Origin of the sequence: Bacillus paramobilis, from assembly GCF_038096195.1 — a bacterium.
Classification (GTDB): Bacteria; Bacillota; Bacilli; order Bacillales; family Bacillaceae_G; genus Bacillus_A; species Bacillus_A mobilis.
In genome coordinates, this window is record NZ_CP151108.1 from 4,026,632 (window position 1) to 4,042,768 (window position 16,137).

A 16,137-nucleotide genomic window follows, 5' to 3' on the forward strand; every position below is an offset into this window, starting at 1 on the left:
AGGAGCATCGATTTCATTATATTTTAAACGTTTGAACGAGACATTCTTCATCATCGATTAACTGTTTTTTCTCATCAAATTCGATGTTTAACTCCCTATATACTTTCTTCCAAAAAGAAACAGCTGGTACATTTTTCACAAGTTCGATAACAAAATACTGTCCTCGTTTCTCTTTTAATAAATTCTCAATAACTCTTTTACCGATTCCTTTTCCCTTATACTGATTCAATATGAAAATGTCATTTATGCCAAAGTCATTTTCCTTCTTCAAAAACGGGCGTTCCAACAATAATAAAAATCCTATGATATCATTATCACTTTTAATAAAATACGGAGTGATTCCATCATTTTCCCAAAACATGTGTAAATCTTCGTATTCAAAAAAGCCATTTGCCTCAATCGTTATATTAGGAGTGAATGCAGAGAGGTCATGAAGATATAGTGCATACAAATTACGCAATATTTCTTTTTCTGATTCTTGAACTATTTGAACTGTTACAAACATTTTTAATGATCCCCTTCCCTATATGTAACTGTTTCTCCTTCTTTATTATTCGCTAAAAAAGTTTACCTACCTTTACAAAAAAAATAGCACTTAAAAAGTGCTATTCCGCTCTCCTTGCCGCTTGCTGAATTGGATCCCAAACGCTGTTATATGGTGGTGCGTAACTTAAGTCGACATCTTCTAAATCGTGAATGCTCATTTTATTGAAAAGTGCCATTGCGATCACATCAATTCGTTTATCTACACCTTCTTCTCCAATTACTTGTCCGCCTAATAATTGTTTCGTGTCAGAACGATATAATAATTTCAAGTAAAGTGGTTTCGCATTTGGATAATAGCCCGCCATATTTGTGGAGTCTACTTTGACTGTTTTATACGGAATATGTAGCCCTTTTGCTTCTTTTTCATTTAAACCTGTTCTTGCGAGCGTCAAATCCATAAATTTAATAATACCTGTACCTAACGTACCTTTAAATGCTCTTCGTTTATCAAGCATATTCAGTCCAGCGAGTCGGCCTTGTTTATTAGCAGTCGTTCCGAGCGGGATATGATCATGAATTTCCTTTATAACGTGGTAATGTGTTGCGCAATCACCAGCTGCATATACGTCCTGCACATTCGTTTGCATATATGCATTTACTTCGATTGCCCCTTTATAATTTGTACGTATATTTGTTCCTTCAAGAAAATCAGTATTTGGCTTCACTCCAACCGATACTAAAACAAGATCTGCTTTATACGTCCCTTTATCCGTTTCAATTTGTTCCACTCTTTCATTTCCTTTAAATGCTTTCACATTTTCATTCGTTAAAATTTCAATATTGTGTTTATCTGCTTCTTTATGTATATATTCAGCCATATCTGCATCATAAATCGTACCGATATGATCATTTCGCTCAATCATTCTTACTTTCTTACCAAGTTCGACGAATGTTTCTGCCATCTCCAGTCCAATCGCACCGCCGCCAATAATCGTTACATCTTCAACTTTACTCGTTTCTAGCGTTTTTAATATGCGCTCAGCATCCGGAATTGTTTTTAAAAGATGAACGCCTTGCAAATCTCGACCTTCCCATTCAGGCATAACAGGACGCACTCCAGTCGCAATTAATAAACGATCGTACGGAAATTCAAAAACTTCTTTCGTCTTCGTATGCTCTGCGTACACCATTTTCTTTTCCGTATCTACTTTCGTTACTTCATGTCGTACTTTCGCATCAATTCCATATTTATCACGAAACGTCTTTACATTACGGGCGATTAATTTTTCCGTTGAAGCGATAGCACCACTAATGACATACGGCAATCCACACTGCGCGTACGAATAAATCTCACCTTTTTCTAACGTTACAACATTTGCATTTTCATCGTTTCTAACAATTTGCATCGCTGCACTCATACCAGCTGCATCTCCGCCAATAATGACATAGTTCACTTTACCACTCCTTCTTTTTTACATACTCTTTACGTTTTCCATATTTTATAGAAATAACACCTACTTCCATTGTAAAGAAAGAGAATTTCATCTTCAAATTTAGTGCACAAACCTATGCCTGAATAGGTAAGTGTCGTGTCTTATAAACAACATATTTAATATGCTATAACAGTAACTATCGAAAGTAGGTGAAACATATATGTGTGCCGGCCTTCTCGCTCAAACTCCGGAGGAACCGCAAGAACCGAAACCCGCCGTATCACTTGACCAAGAATTTTCCATTAACGCAACATTATACAGCGCTCGCGCTTGGTTATCTAATGATGAAACCTTCGCACAAACGATTTGGAAAGGCTCTCACTTCGCTTCAGCATCACACGCTGGCAAGTCTATCTTACCAATCGGTACTGTAAAAATTTTGAACTTATCTGATGATACAATAACAGTTACTGCATCATCAGAATCAGATGATGCCCTCAAAATAGTCGTACCGCCTCATTCTGAAGGTGTGTTAACATCTAGCGCATTATCTGATGTGCAAGCAAGTACATCAGGAGGAGCAAGTAAAGTCACATTCCTCTTTCATATCTTTTTCTCAAGGGATCCTGGTCCAGCTAAAAAACCATAGAAAAGGTACAGTTGTGCACTGTACCTTTTTCATATGTTCTATTCTCTTGATTTGTTCAGTTCAACATTATAAGATTCAATCTACAAACTGAGTCCCACACTTTGTACATACATTCATCCACCTCTTCTTTAGAGGCCAGTTAATCCCTGTGTAAAGGTTTGAATTATCGTGTTTATGTAAGACCAAAACACGATAAACGTTGCAATTCCGATGAAAACATTTGCGATAAGAAGAGTGTAAACAAGATCTAATCCACCATTATCTAGTTTTACTGTAGCTACAATTATACTAATTCCCATATACGTTGTAGCCAGCCCTAATAAGATTGGTAAGAAAAAGATTAATAAAAAACTAAAAAGAAAAGAAAGCACTAATATAGCAATAGCTGGTGTCGCTATCGTTCCCCATATACCGAATACTTCAAGAAACGAAAAAGATGATTTCATCATCTTCCCACTTACAAAAATAATAAATCCGACAAATAAAGTTAAAATTAGTAAAAATAAAAAGACCGTTACAGAGTCCAAAAAGAATGTAGGAGTAGGTATATCTGGTGCAAATGTTTTCGTAACAGCTGCTGCAGCACTCATCATTCTATAAAAAATACATGCCCCTAAAAAACAAATAAGAACAAGACTTACAATTCCATTTCGTACTTCAACCTTGCCGCTTTTCATAATCGCTGTCGGTGCTTTGAAAGCAAGTTTAAAGAACTGAAAATAGCCACTTGCAAACCGCTTCGCTTGCTCTACCGTTTCATTTGGTCGAGTTTCCTTTGCTGGTGCTACGCGTGCTTGTTGCTCACCTTCTTCCTGTGCACCACTCGCTACTGCTTCCTCGGTCAACGAATGTCCACAATTCCCGCAAAACTTTGCCTCTGCTGCATTTTCCGTCTGACACGCCGGACATTTCATTCTCTCATCCCTCCTTGAGCATATACCATATAGGGTGTTACAAATTCAATATATGACTTTGGACATAAAACATGACTACAAGAAAAAGATTATGAAATCCTTCTTTCAAATGAAAATATATATGCTAGCAATCTTGAAAAATAATGCTATTATGAAACAGAACAAATAACATTTTTAACAGATTGGATGACTGGCAATGGAATTGGTAAACTCAATTTTTCAAATACTCCTTACAAGCGTAATCCAATTATTTTCTTTAATTGGCGTTATCATTGTAATTGGATTTCTATTAGGCTATTTAGAATCTCTCACACGCATGTATTGGTCGAGAGCTTTCGGAAGAAAAGGATTCCTTTTAACGGCTTGGATCGGTGTCCCTATTCACGAACTTGGACATGCCATTATGTGTGTACTATTTCGTCATAAAATTGTAGCAACGCAGTTTTTCCCAACAGATACAAGTCAAGGTGCTTTAGGCTACGTACAACATCAATACAATCAAAAAAGTGTATATCAACGAATTGGGAACTTCTTCATTGGAATCGGTCCTATTATTTCTGGTATTACTGCGTTAATCCTTTTAATGCGCTATTTCGTACCAAATTCATATTTCTTATTTAATACAACTCTCGAAAAAACAATTGCTTCTACTTCTATTAATATAGAAATGGTTCAAAACATGCTCTTGTCGACGTTCGTATTATTGAAAAGCTTATTTACAATAAGTAATTTATTGAATCCTTCCTTTTGGCTATTTTTATTTATCGCCATTTGTATTTCTGCACATATCGCTTTAAGTAAACCAGATATTAAAGGATCAATAGACGGTGTTATCGTCATGTTTATCGTATTATTTTTATTCAACATAATCGCAGGACTATTTCAGTACGACAGTAACCAGCTCATTGGCAAAGTGATGAAGTATAATATGTACCTCATTGCGTTTTCTAGTGTAGCACTGCTGTTCTCTTGTATTTCTACACTTGTTAGTTTTGGATTTTATAAAATAAGAGGAGGGCGTTCGTTTTGAACGCCCTCCTCTCCTCAATTATTCCCCTTATAATCACAATGCTCAACCGGAACACGAGCATGTCCCTCGTCATCCGTACACCATGACTGCGACTGGAAGGCTAGAAAGATACCAATCCATTCTTCTTCCTTTTCAAAGTGAATAAGTATGCCTCCGTCTTGCCATATACCATTATCACCTTTCCATTTCTCTACATTCCCTTGATTCATATGAATATCGTGTATCCCGTTTCCTGGTTCAAAATGAAAGTAAGAATCGGGTGTATTTTCTTCTGGTCCCCATCTTTCACCGAACGCATAAATAATCGCTTTTTCTTCTATCGCTCGTTTTATATAACGTTCTATTTTTTCATTTAAGTCATTATCAACACCTGCTTTTTCAGCAGGTAAAGGAATCATTTGCTTGGAATCAAATACATTACCTCTTACGTAGTCTAAAGCTACTTTCGGTTCATTATTTTTTACTTCCGTAAAACCAAATGGTAATGTCGGTAAAATATCAATCGCCTCTGACCTAATATTGTTACTCGCAAAATATAAAACTTCTGACGGATAACTTTGCGATTTTACGTTAATTGCAATACGATACTCTACTTCTACTTCACCTTGTAAATGAACTTGATAATGAGGAGTTTTCCCTTTTCCGATCTTAGATTGTATAACGGTACCTTTTAACACGCCGTATTTTTTTAGGGGCATACATTTCATCTCCTATTCATTTAGTAGAAGCTTTTCATATTTAAAACATTATCCAATCACAAAAAAAATCCTCCTATGTTAGGAGGATTTTTAATTTCTCAACATATACCAAACAATAACCTCTACCACTACTAGCAAAATTGCACCAAAAATCATTAACGTCGTCTTCTTTAATAGTTCATTTTCACGATATGGGATGTTACATAAATACGCACCTAATGTAATACGTGACGGGCAAGCGATTGTCGCTACTGATGATGCGGTGTTTTGCAGTGTTGTGACGTATTGCCACGGGAGTGCTACGTTTTGCGCAGTTTGCATTTGTAGTTTTATGAACATCGCATTTGATCCTGCGTTACTACCTGTTAAAAAGCCACCGATTCCACCGATAAACGGAGCAACGAAAACGAAAAATGTACCGAATGTTTCACCAGCTGTTTTTGCAAGCAATGAATGCATGCCAGATGCACCCATTAGTTCTGAAATAGCGATAAACATCGTCGTCGTAATTGCAAATGGAATCCATTGTTTTATCGTTTGCGAGAGTGATTGTTTAATAATATGAGATGGAATACGGAAGAAAATAATAGTAAATAAACAAGTCATACCGAGCCAAAACCCTGGTGAATACAGCATTTCTAATTTGTAAGAGTATGATTTTAAATCAAGGACTGCATATGATCTGAATACATCATGTAATGCTGGTACGAGGCGAGAAAGCAAAATACAAACGGTTAAAAATATATAAGGGCTAATAATTTTGATAATGGATACTTCTCTCTCCGTTGCTGCCGCATGTTCTGTTATAAGATTTTGCCCACTTTTTCCTTTTAGTTTTATGATAAGAAAGCCAAATGCAATGGTAACGATGGAACTTAATATACCTGCTAGTTCAACACTTACGTATGCGTTAGAAAGGTAGATTCCGAGAGAGAATAATAGAAAGAAACCGAATCCTTCCTTCCACTTTTCCATAACGGCCTGCCAACCACCAACAACGTGTAAAGAAAGAATGACGAAGTAGGCAAACATCGGGATGCTTAATAGTGCCGTATTTGTGCCAAGCGTTGTAAGCGGCATATTTATAAGCTGCGAACCGATAATCGTACCAGTTGCCATTGCCCCCCACGAACTGGCTAGTAAACCGATAAATGAGAGCAGTACAGCTTGAAATGGTTTATAGCCTAACGAAAGAAAGATAGGTGCTGCAACCATGAAGCCGATACCGAATCCACTTACTGATTCGATTAACGGACAAATACCAAAACACATAAGAAGCATTTGTAATAAACGATCGTGCGTCACTTCTTCTAGAAAACGTGCTACTTGATCGATGTACCCCATTTTGTTCATGAGGTGAAATAAAAAAATACCGAAAAACAACACGTACCCGACAATAAAACAAATTAACCAACCTTTAATCGTTGCGTGCACAGTTTCACTTATCCCTAGTTGAAACGTTGGCGAGAGTAAAACGATTCCAACAGACACAACGTAAGCAATTAACGAGGAACGTAATGATGTTTGTTTAAATAAAAATAAACAAATGAAAATCATCATAATTGGGATAAGTGCCAACAATATGGACATGTTATCATCTCTTTTCGTTAAAAATACAATTTTTAACTATTATATAACAGATGTAACATTTTTCAATTGTTTTTACAACAGATAAAAAAAGAAGCCAAATGGCTCCTTTTCACTCCCATTTTCTATTATCCTGAAAAACATTCTGCTTTCCGACTATTTTATCTAACACAACAAACACAAGATAAGCACATATAACTTGCAATACAACATTTCCAAATTTCATTAATTCAAACGAATGGATCCAGCGAAATAATTCATTTAATAATACAATCGAAACGATACTAAATAGTTCTACACTAATCGAAAATATACATATTTCTAAAATAGATTGTTCTTGAATGCGATTTAAGTTAGAAAAGATGAATACATATCCTAAAAATAGAGCCATCAACTCTATTTTCGTCATGCTAATGAGCCAAGCGTATAATGGTACAGTTAAAAGAAGATATAGTAGTTTTCGTCTTAGCATGCTTTCTCACCCTCTAAGTTATATGTATTTTCTGTATATTTTAACATTTATTACGCAAAACAAAAAGAAGAGACTTACGCCTCTTCTTTCTGTTTTGTTGCCTGTATTAATTCACATATTTCTTCTCGCTTTTCATTTTCTAACAGCTCAATGACTTTACTTCCAACGACTACTCCATCACATATTGTAATCATTTCTTCTACATGTTCCTTTGTTGAAATACCGAACCCTGCCACTACCGGTAAATGTGTATGTGATTTTACTTTTTCTAAGTAACTATGAATCTCACCTTTAAAATTTTGGCGTACTCCCGTTACGCCGGCTACTGTAACAGCGTAGACGAATCCTTCTGATTCACTCGTAATTTTTTCGATTCGTTCAACTGGGCTCGTTACTGTAACGAGTGGAATTAACGCAATGTTTGCCTCTCGAAGTAACGGAGCAATAATATTTTGTTCTTCATACGGTAAATCCGGAACGATCATACCGTCTACACCTGCTTCTATACAGTTTTCGATGAATCGTTCTTTTCCAAATGCAAGTACTGGATTTAAATATGTCATGAGTACAAATGGAATTTGTACTTCTTTCCTTACCTCTATTAATGCTTGAAAAATTCCCTTTAATGTTACACCACTATCTAGCGCTCGCTTCCCTGCTCTTTGAATTGTTGGACCGTCTGCGACTGGATCTGAAAACGGAATGCCGATTTCAACGATGCTTGCTCCTGCTTCGTCTAAAAAACGAATTCTTTCTTTTAATTTTTCAAGGCCACCATCTCCGCCCATTACGTACGGAATAAATGCTTTCTTACCATTTTCAAACGCTGCTTTAATTTTTTCTACTCCCATTTGTTACACCTCTTCCATATAACGTTTTATACTCTCTACATCTTTATCGCCGCGGCCAGATAAACAAATGACAAGTCCTTCGTCTTTTTTCATTTGCGGCGCTAATTTTAATGCGTATGCGACAGCATGTGAGCTTTCTAAAGCTGGAATAATTCCTTCTTTTTTCGTTAATAATTGAAATGCTTCTAACGCTTCTTCGTCTGTAATGGAATGATAAGAAACGCGGCCAATATCTTTTAGCAAGCTATGTTCTGGCCCAACACCTGGGTAATCAAGTCCCGCTGAAATAGAATGAGCTTCTTGAATTTGTCCTTCTTCATTTTGCAGAAGGTACATCATCGATCCGTGTAAAACACCAACGCTTCCTTTCGTTAAAGTAGCTGCATGCTTTTCTGTATGAACGCCTTTTCCAGCTGCTTCTACGCCGTAAAGAGCGACTTCTTCATCATGCACGAACGGATAAAACATGCCCATCGCATTACTACCGCCGCCAATACAAGCAACGACTGCTTCTGGTAACTTTCCTTCTAACGCCTCATATTGTTTTTTCGTTTCTTTCCCAATTACACTTTGAAAATCACGAACAATTTGCGGGAATGGATGTGGTCCGAGAACTGATCCCATAATGTAGTGCGTATCATGCACGTGTGAAACCCAGTAGCGAAGCGCTTCGTTCACTGCATCTTTTAATGTGCCGCTACCTGCCGCTACACTTTCTACTTTCGCTCCAAGTAATTCCATTCGGAACACATTTAATTTTTGACGTCTCACATCTTCTTCTCCCATAAAGATGACGCATTCTAATCCGAGTAGGGCACATACAGTAGCTGTTGCCACTCCGTGTTGTCCGGCTCCTGTTTCAGCGACCACCTTTTTCTTGCCCATTCGTACTGCAAGAAGCGCCTGACCGATTGTATTGTTAATTTTATGAGCTCCTGTATGGTTCAAATCTTCACGTTTTAAATAAATCTTTGCACCGCCACAATACTTCGTCATGTTTTCAGCGAAATAAAGCGGTGTTTCTCTTCCGACGTACGTTTTTAAATAATGATTTAATTCCTTTTGAAACGCTTCATCTTGCATCGCTTCTTTATATGCTTCTTCTAGTTCTAATACAGATTGCATTAACGTTTCTGGAACGTATCGTCCCCCGTATATACCGTAGTGACCTTTTTCATCTGGATATGCGTAGTTCATTTGGAACACTCCTTCACTTTTATAATAAATTGTTTTATTTTCTTTAAATCTTTCTTTCCTTCTGTCTCCACTCCGCTACTTACATCGACCATATATGGCTGAATCGTTCGAATCGCTTCTTCTATATTAAGAGCGTTTAATCCACCAGCTAATATCGTTTTCTCTCGCAATTCTTTTGGCATATGTGTGAGTAACTCCCATGAAAATGTCTTTCCATTTCCTCCGTGAAACTTTTCCTTCGGGCTATCAAACAATATATAATCCGTTTCATATGCTTGAGCATTTTCCATATCGTCCTCTGAAGTTACTCCGAGCGATTTTATAGACGGAATATTCAATCTTCTAATTTGATGATTATCTTCATCCCCATGTAGTTGCACATGTGTTAACCCGCACTCATCTGCAATTCTCTGGACCATTTCTACTGATTCATTTACGAAAACACCAACCTTTAACACGTGCGCCGGAATCTCCTGAATGATTTCTTTCGCTAGCCCTGGGGTAATTTTCCGCTTACTTTCTGCAAAAACAAATCCGAGTGCATCAGCTCCGTATTCACAAGCACGTTTTGCCGTTTCAACATCAGTGATGCCGCAAATTTTCACTTTCATATGTTCACCTTACAATCTTCAAAAAAGGTACGAATAGAAGATGATGTCATAAGTGCTTCTCCAACTAATACACCTTTCGCTCCAGCTCGTTTGACGCGAATAATATCTTCTTTTGAATGAATCCCGCTTTCACTAATCCAAAGTAATTGCTCCTCGTCTAATCGTTTTCCAAGCTTTTCTGTTTGGCTTAAATCGACTTCGAATGTTCTTAAATTACGGTTGTTAATACCGATAACGTGCGGATTTAATTGGATCGCAATTTCTAATTCCTGTTCATCATGAACTTCAACAATTGCTTCTAATCCTTTTTCTAGTACGTAGCTATACAACTCTTTTAACTTCTCTTTCGTTAACGCCGCTACGATTAGTAAAATAATATCTGCGCCAGCTTCATACGCTCTATCAATTTGAATCGTGTCGATTATGAAATCTTTGCATAAAAGCGGAATGTTACTTTCTCCTCTTGCCGTTTGTAAATCATGAAACGATCCTTTAAAAAATTGACCGTCTGTTAAAACAGAAACTGCTCCTGCGCCGCATTCTTCATATGTTTTTACTTGTTTTCTTACATCAACGTGTAAATTGATATCTCCTTTTGATGGTGATGCTCGCTTTACTTCTGCAATGACAGTAAACTGCTGTAATGCTTCTACAAGTGAATGTGTCTTTCTACTTTCTTTTAATGGTGTATACGTTTCATATAATGCCGCAACTTCCTTTTTCTTTTGGTCTACAATTTTGTCTAAAATCGTCCCCACTTTAATTCACCCTTTCTAATTTTTCATGGCTTGCTGCAATTAATAAGTTTAGTTTGGCTAATGCTTTTCCTGAGTCAATACTATGTGCCGCGAGTGTAATTCCTTCTTCAATCGTTTCTACTTTTCCATTTGCGAAAAGGGCTAGACCTGCATTGAATAACACTGTATCACGGTAAACACTCTTTTCTCCGCTTAATACCCCGAGCGTAATCTTTGCATTTTCTTTCGAATCTCCGCCTCTAATCTCTTCGTTTTTCACTATTGAGAAACCATATCTCTCAGGTTCAATACTCGTTTCTACTATTTCATTATCTTTTAAAATGACAACATGATTTTCTCCTTGCAATGATGCTTCATCTAAAAAACCACTTCCATTTACGACAAGCGCTTGTTTTCTGCCTAGTTTCTGCAATACTTGCGCAACTGGTAGTAACATATCTCGTTTATAAATGCCGACAAATTGTGTTTCTAAATTCACCGGATTTGTTAAAGGGCCAATTAAGTTAAAGATCGTCGGCACATTTAATTCTTTTCTTATTTTCATAATGCGCCTTAATGCTGGATGCATCGCTGGTGCGAATAAAAATGCAATGCCGACATGCTCTAATAAATAATCAATTTCGTTTGGCGTACTGCTAATATTTACACCGAGTTCTTCTAATAAATCTGCACTTCCTGTTTTACTAGAAACAGCTCGGTTACCGTGTTTTGCAACCTTTACGCCAGCTCCTGCCAGTACAAATGCCGATGTTGTACTAATATTAAATGTTTGGGCACCGTCACCACCCGTCCCGCAATTGTCCATTGCTCCTTGTATATGGTTCGAAAATGGTAATGCCTTTTCACGAAGAGCTCGAACGAGACCGTATATTTCTTCTGCCGTTTCACCTTTCGCTTTCAGTAAGACTAAGAAGGCTGCAATTTCACTTTCCAATATGTTTTCATTTAATAAAAGAAGCCCTGCTCTATACATTTCCTCTTCTGTTAAATGTTGTCCCTCCACTAATTTACGAAGATAGTTATTCATACTCTTTCCTCCTCTTTCACTTCGCCTAAAAAGGCACGTATTAACTTTCCGCCTTCTTCTGTTGCGATTGATTCCGGATGAAACTGTAATCCGAATAGAGGATAATAATTGTGACGAACTGCCATAATTTCTCCGTCATCCATCGCTGTCGCTAGTATGTCAAAACACTCTGGCAAACTCGCTTGTGCTGCAACCAGCGAATGGTAGCGCATCGCTGTTAGCGGCTGTGTAACGTATGAAAAAATTGAGGTTCCGTTATGTTTCACACGGGATGTTTTTCCATGTTTAATATGTTCTGCTCTTACAATGTCTCCTCCAAATGCTGATATAATCGCCTGATGGCCAAGGCAAATACCTAATATGGGAACGTTCTTATAAAAATGACGAATCACTTCGATACAAATACCAGCATCCTCTGGTTTTCCTGGTCCTGGTGAAAGTACAATTTCTTTCGGCTTCATTTCTTCTAATTGTTCTATCGTTATTTGATCATTTCTTACGACAACAATATCTTCTTCGTATTCTCCTAACAGTTGATACAAGTTATATGTGAATGAATCGTAATTATCAATCAGTACAATCATTTCATTACCTCCAAAAGCGCTCTCGCTTTATTTAACGTTTCTTCATATTCAGCTACTGGGTCTGAATCATAAACAATGCCCGCTCCTGCCTGAACGTATGCTTTTTCATCCTTTACAACCATCGTTCGAATCGCAAGCGCCATATCAAGATTCCCTGAAAAACTAACGTATCCAACTGCACCAGCGTATACATTTCTTTTTTCATTCTCTAGCTCATTTATAATTTCCATCGCTCTAATTTTCGGAGCGCCTGACACTGTTCCTGCTGGTAAGCAATACGCTAATGCATCAAATCCACTCATTTGTTTTCGCAATGTTCCGTAAACTTCAGATACAATGTGCATAACGTGAGAGTATTTTTCTACTTTCATATATTTATCTATCGTCACAGATCCAATTTCACTTACTCTGCCAATATCATTCCGCCCAAGGTCCACAAGCATCATATGCTCCGCTCGTTCTTTCTCATTTTCTAACAGTTCTTTTTCAATTTCCGCATCTTCCTGCTTCGTTTTCCCTCTCGGCCTCGTACCCGCAATTGGGTTCGTCATCACTTTATCCTCTCTTACCGATAACAAACTTTCCGGCGAAGAACCGAGTACAACATAATCTTGAAAATCGATATAGAACATATATGGTGACGGATTTGCAATTCGAAGTTTTCGGTATAAAGCGAAAGGATCACCAATACATTCACTTTGCAAACGCTGAGATAATACGACTTGGAATATGTCCCCGGCTCGAATGTATTCTTTCGCCGTTTCTACCATCGCGCAAAATTCTTTTTCCGTTATAGAAGAAGTGAATGATAATGTTGATCTTATTTCAGCTACTTCCACTTCTTCTCCCTTCAGCAATTCCTCTTTGTATGCTTGCAATCTTTCATATACTTCTTCATAAGAAGCTGTATCATCTTCCTTGCATACATATACAAATGATAATTTTTGGCGTAAGTGGTCATACACGATAAACTCACGGTACAGTAAAAGGTGTACTTCTGGAATATTCACTGGATCGTGTAAATCTGCTCCAATGTTTTCATACTGCCGAATGACGTCATAGCCAATATAACCAACTGCTCCTCCGCAAAACGGGAATGGACTGTCTACTTGAGCTGACCCGGTTTCTTTTTCTAACACTTGTAGTACGTTACCTTGCAACTTTTCTGTTTGGCCGTAAATCGTTCGTTCCACTTCTGTACTAACGCTTTTCACTTCGCCATATGGATTACATCCTAAGTAAGAATAGCGTCCTTTATCTTGATGAAGCTGAGAGCTTTCTAATAAAAACTTTTTCTTTCCCTTCATACGTCTATATAAAGAAATTGGCGTAATGCTATCTCCTTCTTCTTCAGCGATTACTAAAAATGTTCTTCCCTTTTCTTTTTGCTTTATAAATTCCTCTTTTGTCATCATGCCTTTCACCTCAATCTGAAAAATAAAAAAGTCCCCTACATATCGAAAATATGTAGAGGACGATAAATTTACCGTGGTACCACCTCATGTTGGACGCAAAAGCATCCCGCTTTGTTCAGGTACAAAATATATACCTTATCCTTATAACGGCGGAACCCGGGTTGCCTACTGAAAATAATTGTTCAGCATACCTCTCGTAAGCCCATTCCGTATATGGCACCGCACCGGGCTCCCACCTATCCCCGGCTCTCTGTAACGTCTCCAATATACGTACTCTTCTTACTTCAACGATTTCATTTATTTAATTTTTTGTACACAAAAAGGGAGTACTCATCCTATAGAAAGGACGGGTACTCCCGTGGTGCCACCTTAATTCGTTACAAATGTAACGCACTTTACCGTATCAAAAACAATACGTGTCTCTTGTATCGATGAGATCATGTCGCCAAAGCCTACTTCTTTCGTTTCGGTTTGGAAGCTCCGAAGCCCATTCCACATCAATCCCATACTGATTCGCACCAACCATCAGCTCTCTGACATGTTCATTATGTGTACTCTTCTTCATCAATGCTTGCATTTTTTTAAGTTGCACTCATTATAGACCTAACTTTTTTCATAAGTCAATACTTTTAAAAAAAAAATATTTTTCTCTCATTTTAATATTATATTGACAAAACAACCTCTTTTTATGTAAATATAATAAATACTCTATTAAAAATAAGGTTTTTTGCATGAATATTATATATTAAAAAAGTAAAATGATGTCAAAAAACGCTTACATTTCTGAAAATTCGTATTTCTGTATGGATTTTTCAGAATAATCATGATAGATTATAAATATGCATAACGCATCAAAAGACATGACAAAAGGAAGGGGAACTACATGAGTACGCAGATGTTAACTTTAACTTCTATCTCTATTTACATGCTCGGGATGTTAGTAATTGGCTATTTCGCCTATAAACGAACGTCTAACTTAACAGATTATATGCTTGGCGGGCGTACACTAGGCCCCGCAGTAACAGCATTAAGTGCTGGAGCATCCGATATGAGTGGTTGGCTTTTAATGGGATTACCCGGTGCAATGTTTAGCGTTGGATTAAGTAGTAGTTGGATTGCGATCGGCCTAACACTAGGCGCATACGCAAACTGGCTTTATGTCGCTCCTCGCTTACGTACCTACTCTGAAATTGCAAACAACTCTATTACTATCCCAGAATTTTTGGAACACCGATTCCAAGACAAATCTCACATGCTACGCTTAGTATCCGGACTTGTTATTATGATTTTCTTTACTTTTTATGTAGCTTCAGGATTAGTTTCAGGCGCCGTATTATTTGAAAATTCATTTGGTATGAACTACCATGTTGGATTATTCATTGTAGCTGGCGTTGTTGTCGCTTACACATTATTTGGTGGTTTCTTAGCAGTAAGTTGGACAGACTTCGTGCAAGGAATCATTATGGTTGTTGCTCTTATTCTTGTTCCTATCGTAACAATTATGAATTCGAACGGACTTGGTCCTGCATTTGATACAATTCGTTCTGTAGATCCAACACGTTTAGATATTTTTAAAGGAGCCTCTACTTTAGGAATGATTTCTCTATTCGCATGGGGCCTTGGTTATGTTGGACAACCTCATATTATCGTACGCTTTATGGCGATTTCTTCTGTAAAAGAGATTAAAAGCGCACGAAGAATTGGTATGAGCTGGATGATTTTCTCTGTTGTCGGAGCTATGTTTACTGGCCTTATCGGTATTGCTTACTACTCACAACAAGAGTTAACATTATCTAACCCAGAAACAATATTCCTTGAACTAGGAAAAATTTTATTCCATCCACTTATTACTGGATTTTTATTAGCAGCGATTTTAGCAGCGATTATGAGTACAATTTCATCTCAGTTGCTCGTTACTTCTAGTGCTATAACAGAAGATTTATATCGTACATTCTTTAAACGTTCTGCTTCTGATAAAGAACTTGTATTTGTCGGTCGTATGGCTGTACTTGTTATTGCATTAGTTGGATGCGCTTTAGCGTTTAAACAAAATGATACGATTTTAGCTCTTGTTGGATACGCTTGGGCTGGTTTTGGTTCTTCATTCGGACCTGCTATTTTATTAAGCTTATATTGGAAACGTATGACGAAGTGGGGCGCACTTGCTGGTATGATTTCTGGTGCCGCTACTGTTATTATATGGACTCAGTTTAAATTCTTAAAAGAATTCTTATATGAAATGATTCCTGGTTTCGCTATTAGTTTACTAGTGATCATAATTGTTAGTTTACTAACGCAAACTTCAAAAGAAGTTGAAGAACAATTTGAGGATTTCGAAAAACAACATAGTCATAATCTATAAAGGGAAAGCTCTGCTGTTATCGTATCAGCAGAGCTTTCTTTTTATCAAAGTTCGACAATCTTC

At 37.3% G+C, this 16,137-nt stretch carries 16 protein-coding genes and 2 other annotated features; of the genes, 3 read left to right on the plus strand and 13 right to left on the minus strand.

All coding sequences use genetic code 11. The features are described from left to right. Positions 1-16 precede the first annotated feature (16 nt). Both AABL52_RS20595 and AABL52_RS20600 read right to left on the minus strand, forming a co-directional pair. Entirely contained in the window at positions 17-505 is a 489-nt protein-coding gene (locus AABL52_RS20595; RefSeq protein ID WP_000498308.1) for a GNAT family N-acetyltransferase, read from the minus strand. A gap of 100 nt (positions 506-605) precedes the next feature. Next, positions 606-1,940, minus strand: coding sequence for a CoA-disulfide reductase (locus AABL52_RS20600; protein WP_341518297.1), 1,335 nt, complete (start codon positions 1,938-1,940; stop codon positions 606-608). A 199-nt stretch (positions 1,941-2,139) separates the two neighbouring features. Here AABL52_RS20600 and AABL52_RS20605 point away from each other — a divergent pair, with 199 nt between their 5' ends. Continuing rightward, positions 2,140-2,568 carry a hypothetical protein gene (locus AABL52_RS20605; RefSeq protein WP_063260280.1) on the plus strand — a complete coding sequence of 143 codons (429 nt, stop codon included), beginning with the start codon at positions 2,140-2,142 and terminating at the stop codon, positions 2,566-2,568. Between the two features lie 128 nt (positions 2,569-2,696). On the opposite strand, the gene AABL52_RS20610 is transcribed toward AABL52_RS20605, so the two are convergent. Continuing rightward, positions 2,697-3,482 carry a zinc ribbon domain-containing protein gene (locus AABL52_RS20610; protein ID WP_341518298.1) on the minus strand — a complete coding sequence of 262 codons (786 nt, stop codon included), beginning with the start codon at positions 3,480-3,482 and terminating at the stop codon, positions 2,697-2,699. A 196-nt stretch (positions 3,483-3,678) separates the two neighbouring features. Here AABL52_RS20610 and AABL52_RS20615 point away from each other — a divergent pair, with 196 nt between their 5' ends. Beyond that, positions 3,679-4,512: a hypothetical protein gene (locus tag AABL52_RS20615; RefSeq protein WP_046958289.1), complete on the plus strand. Its 834-nt coding sequence runs from the start codon at positions 3,679-3,681 to the stop codon at positions 4,510-4,512. Positions 4,513-4,526: 14 nt separating this feature from the next. Here the strand turns inward: AABL52_RS20615 and AABL52_RS20620 are convergent, their stop codons facing one another. The 10 genes from AABL52_RS20620 to trpE form a co-directional block, all read right to left on the minus strand. After that, positions 4,527-5,210: a YukJ family protein gene (locus AABL52_RS20620; RefSeq protein WP_341518299.1), complete on the minus strand. Its 684-nt coding sequence runs from the start codon at positions 5,208-5,210 to the stop codon at positions 4,527-4,529. Positions 5,211-5,300: 90 nt separating this feature from the next. After that, a complete protein-coding gene (locus AABL52_RS20625) occupies positions 5,301-6,800 on the minus strand; it encodes an L-lactate permease (protein WP_341518300.1) in 1,500 nt (499 codons plus the stop codon). A 109-nt stretch (positions 6,801-6,909) separates the two neighbouring features. Further along, entirely contained in the window at positions 6,910-7,269 is a 360-nt protein-coding gene (locus AABL52_RS20630) for a DUF4029 domain-containing protein (RefSeq protein WP_341518301.1), read from the minus strand. Positions 7,270-7,343: 74 nt separating this feature from the next. After that, positions 7,344-8,120, minus strand: a complete 777-nt coding sequence (gene trpA, locus AABL52_RS20635) for a tryptophan synthase subunit alpha (protein WP_000537829.1) — start codon at positions 8,118-8,120, stop codon at positions 7,344-7,346. Between the two features lie 3 nt (positions 8,121-8,123). Continuing rightward, positions 8,124-9,317, minus strand: a complete 1,194-nt coding sequence (gene trpB, locus AABL52_RS20640) for a tryptophan synthase subunit beta (RefSeq protein WP_048561488.1) — start codon at positions 9,315-9,317, stop codon at positions 8,124-8,126. After that, complete coding sequence (locus AABL52_RS20645) at positions 9,314-9,928, minus strand: phosphoribosylanthranilate isomerase (protein ID WP_341518302.1); 615 nt, start codon at positions 9,926-9,928, stop codon at positions 9,314-9,316. The genes trpB and AABL52_RS20645 overlap by 4 nt, the downstream gene beginning before the upstream one ends. Further along, a complete protein-coding gene (gene trpC / locus AABL52_RS20650) occupies positions 9,925-10,686 on the minus strand; it encodes an indole-3-glycerol phosphate synthase TrpC (protein WP_000536682.1) in 762 nt (253 codons plus the stop codon). Before trpC ends, AABL52_RS20645 begins: the two co-directional genes overlap by 4 nt. A gap of 1 nt (position 10,687) precedes the next feature. Then, complete coding sequence (gene trpD, locus AABL52_RS20655) at positions 10,688-11,713, minus strand: anthranilate phosphoribosyltransferase (protein WP_001067379.1); 1,026 nt, start codon at positions 11,711-11,713, stop codon at positions 10,688-10,690. Continuing rightward, positions 11,710-12,297 carry an aminodeoxychorismate/anthranilate synthase component II gene (locus AABL52_RS20660; protein ID WP_341518303.1) on the minus strand — a complete coding sequence of 196 codons (588 nt, stop codon included), beginning with the start codon at positions 12,295-12,297 and terminating at the stop codon, positions 11,710-11,712. Before AABL52_RS20660 ends, trpD begins: the two co-directional genes overlap by 4 nt. Continuing rightward, entirely contained in the window at positions 12,294-13,712 is a 1,419-nt protein-coding gene (gene trpE, locus AABL52_RS20665; protein WP_341518304.1) for an anthranilate synthase component I, read from the minus strand. The genes AABL52_RS20660 and trpE overlap by 4 nt, the downstream gene beginning before the upstream one ends. Positions 13,713-13,764: 52 nt before the next feature. Continuing rightward, positions 13,765-14,009, minus strand: a binding site (T-box leader). Positions 14,010-14,051: 42 nt separating this feature from the next. After that, positions 14,052-14,289 (minus strand) — a binding site (T-box leader). 306 nt (positions 14,290-14,595) lie between these two features. Here trpE and putP point away from each other — a divergent pair. Continuing rightward, positions 14,596-16,074, plus strand: a complete 1,479-nt coding sequence (putP, locus tag AABL52_RS20670) for a sodium/proline symporter PutP (protein ID WP_340421004.1) — start codon at positions 14,596-14,598, stop codon at positions 16,072-16,074. The last annotated feature ends 63 nt before the right edge of the window (positions 16,075-16,137 follow it).

Bases quoted from the DNA above. Each gene is read 5' to 3' on its own strand.
- trpA (WP_000537829.1), bottom strand. From the start codon at position 8,120: ATGGGAGTAGAAAAAATTAAAGCAGCGTTTGAAAATGGTAAGAAAGCA.
- putP (WP_340421004.1), top strand. From the start codon at position 14,596: ATGAGTACGCAGATGTTAACTTTAACTTCTATCTCTATTTACATGCTC.
- trpE (WP_341518304.1), bottom strand. From the start codon at position 13,712: ATGATGACAAAAGAGGAATTTATAAAGCAAAAAGAAAAGGGAAGAACA.
- AABL52_RS20610 (WP_341518298.1), bottom strand. From the start codon at position 3,482: ATGAAATGTCCGGCGTGTCAGACGGAAAATGCAGCAGAGGCAAAGTTT.
- trpB (WP_048561488.1), bottom strand. From the start codon at position 9,317: ATGAACTACGCATATCCAGATGAAAAAGGTCACTACGGTATATACGGG.
- AABL52_RS20615 (WP_046958289.1), top strand. From the start codon at position 3,679: ATGGAATTGGTAAACTCAATTTTTCAAATACTCCTTACAAGCGTAATC.
- AABL52_RS20660 (WP_341518303.1), bottom strand. From the start codon at position 12,297: ATGATTGTACTGATTGATAATTACGATTCATTCACATATAACTTGTAT.
- AABL52_RS20645 (WP_341518302.1), bottom strand. From the start codon at position 9,928: ATGAAAGTGAAAATTTGCGGCATCACTGATGTTGAAACGGCAAAACGT.
- AABL52_RS20630 (WP_341518301.1), bottom strand. From the start codon at position 7,269: ATGCTAAGACGAAAACTACTATATCTTCTTTTAACTGTACCATTATAC.
- AABL52_RS20605 (WP_063260280.1), top strand. From the start codon at position 2,140: ATGTGTGCCGGCCTTCTCGCTCAAACTCCGGAGGAACCGCAAGAACCG.
- AABL52_RS20620 (WP_341518299.1), bottom strand. From the start codon at position 5,210: ATGCCCCTAAAAAAATACGGCGTGTTAAAAGGTACCGTTATACAATCT.
- trpD (WP_001067379.1), bottom strand. From the start codon at position 11,713: ATGAATAACTATCTTCGTAAATTAGTGGAGGGACAACATTTAACAGAA.
- AABL52_RS20595 (WP_000498308.1), bottom strand. From the start codon at position 505: ATGTTTGTAACAGTTCAAATAGTTCAAGAATCAGAAAAAGAAATATTG.
- AABL52_RS20625 (WP_341518300.1), bottom strand. From the start codon at position 6,800: ATGTCCATATTGTTGGCACTTATCCCAATTATGATGATTTTCATTTGT.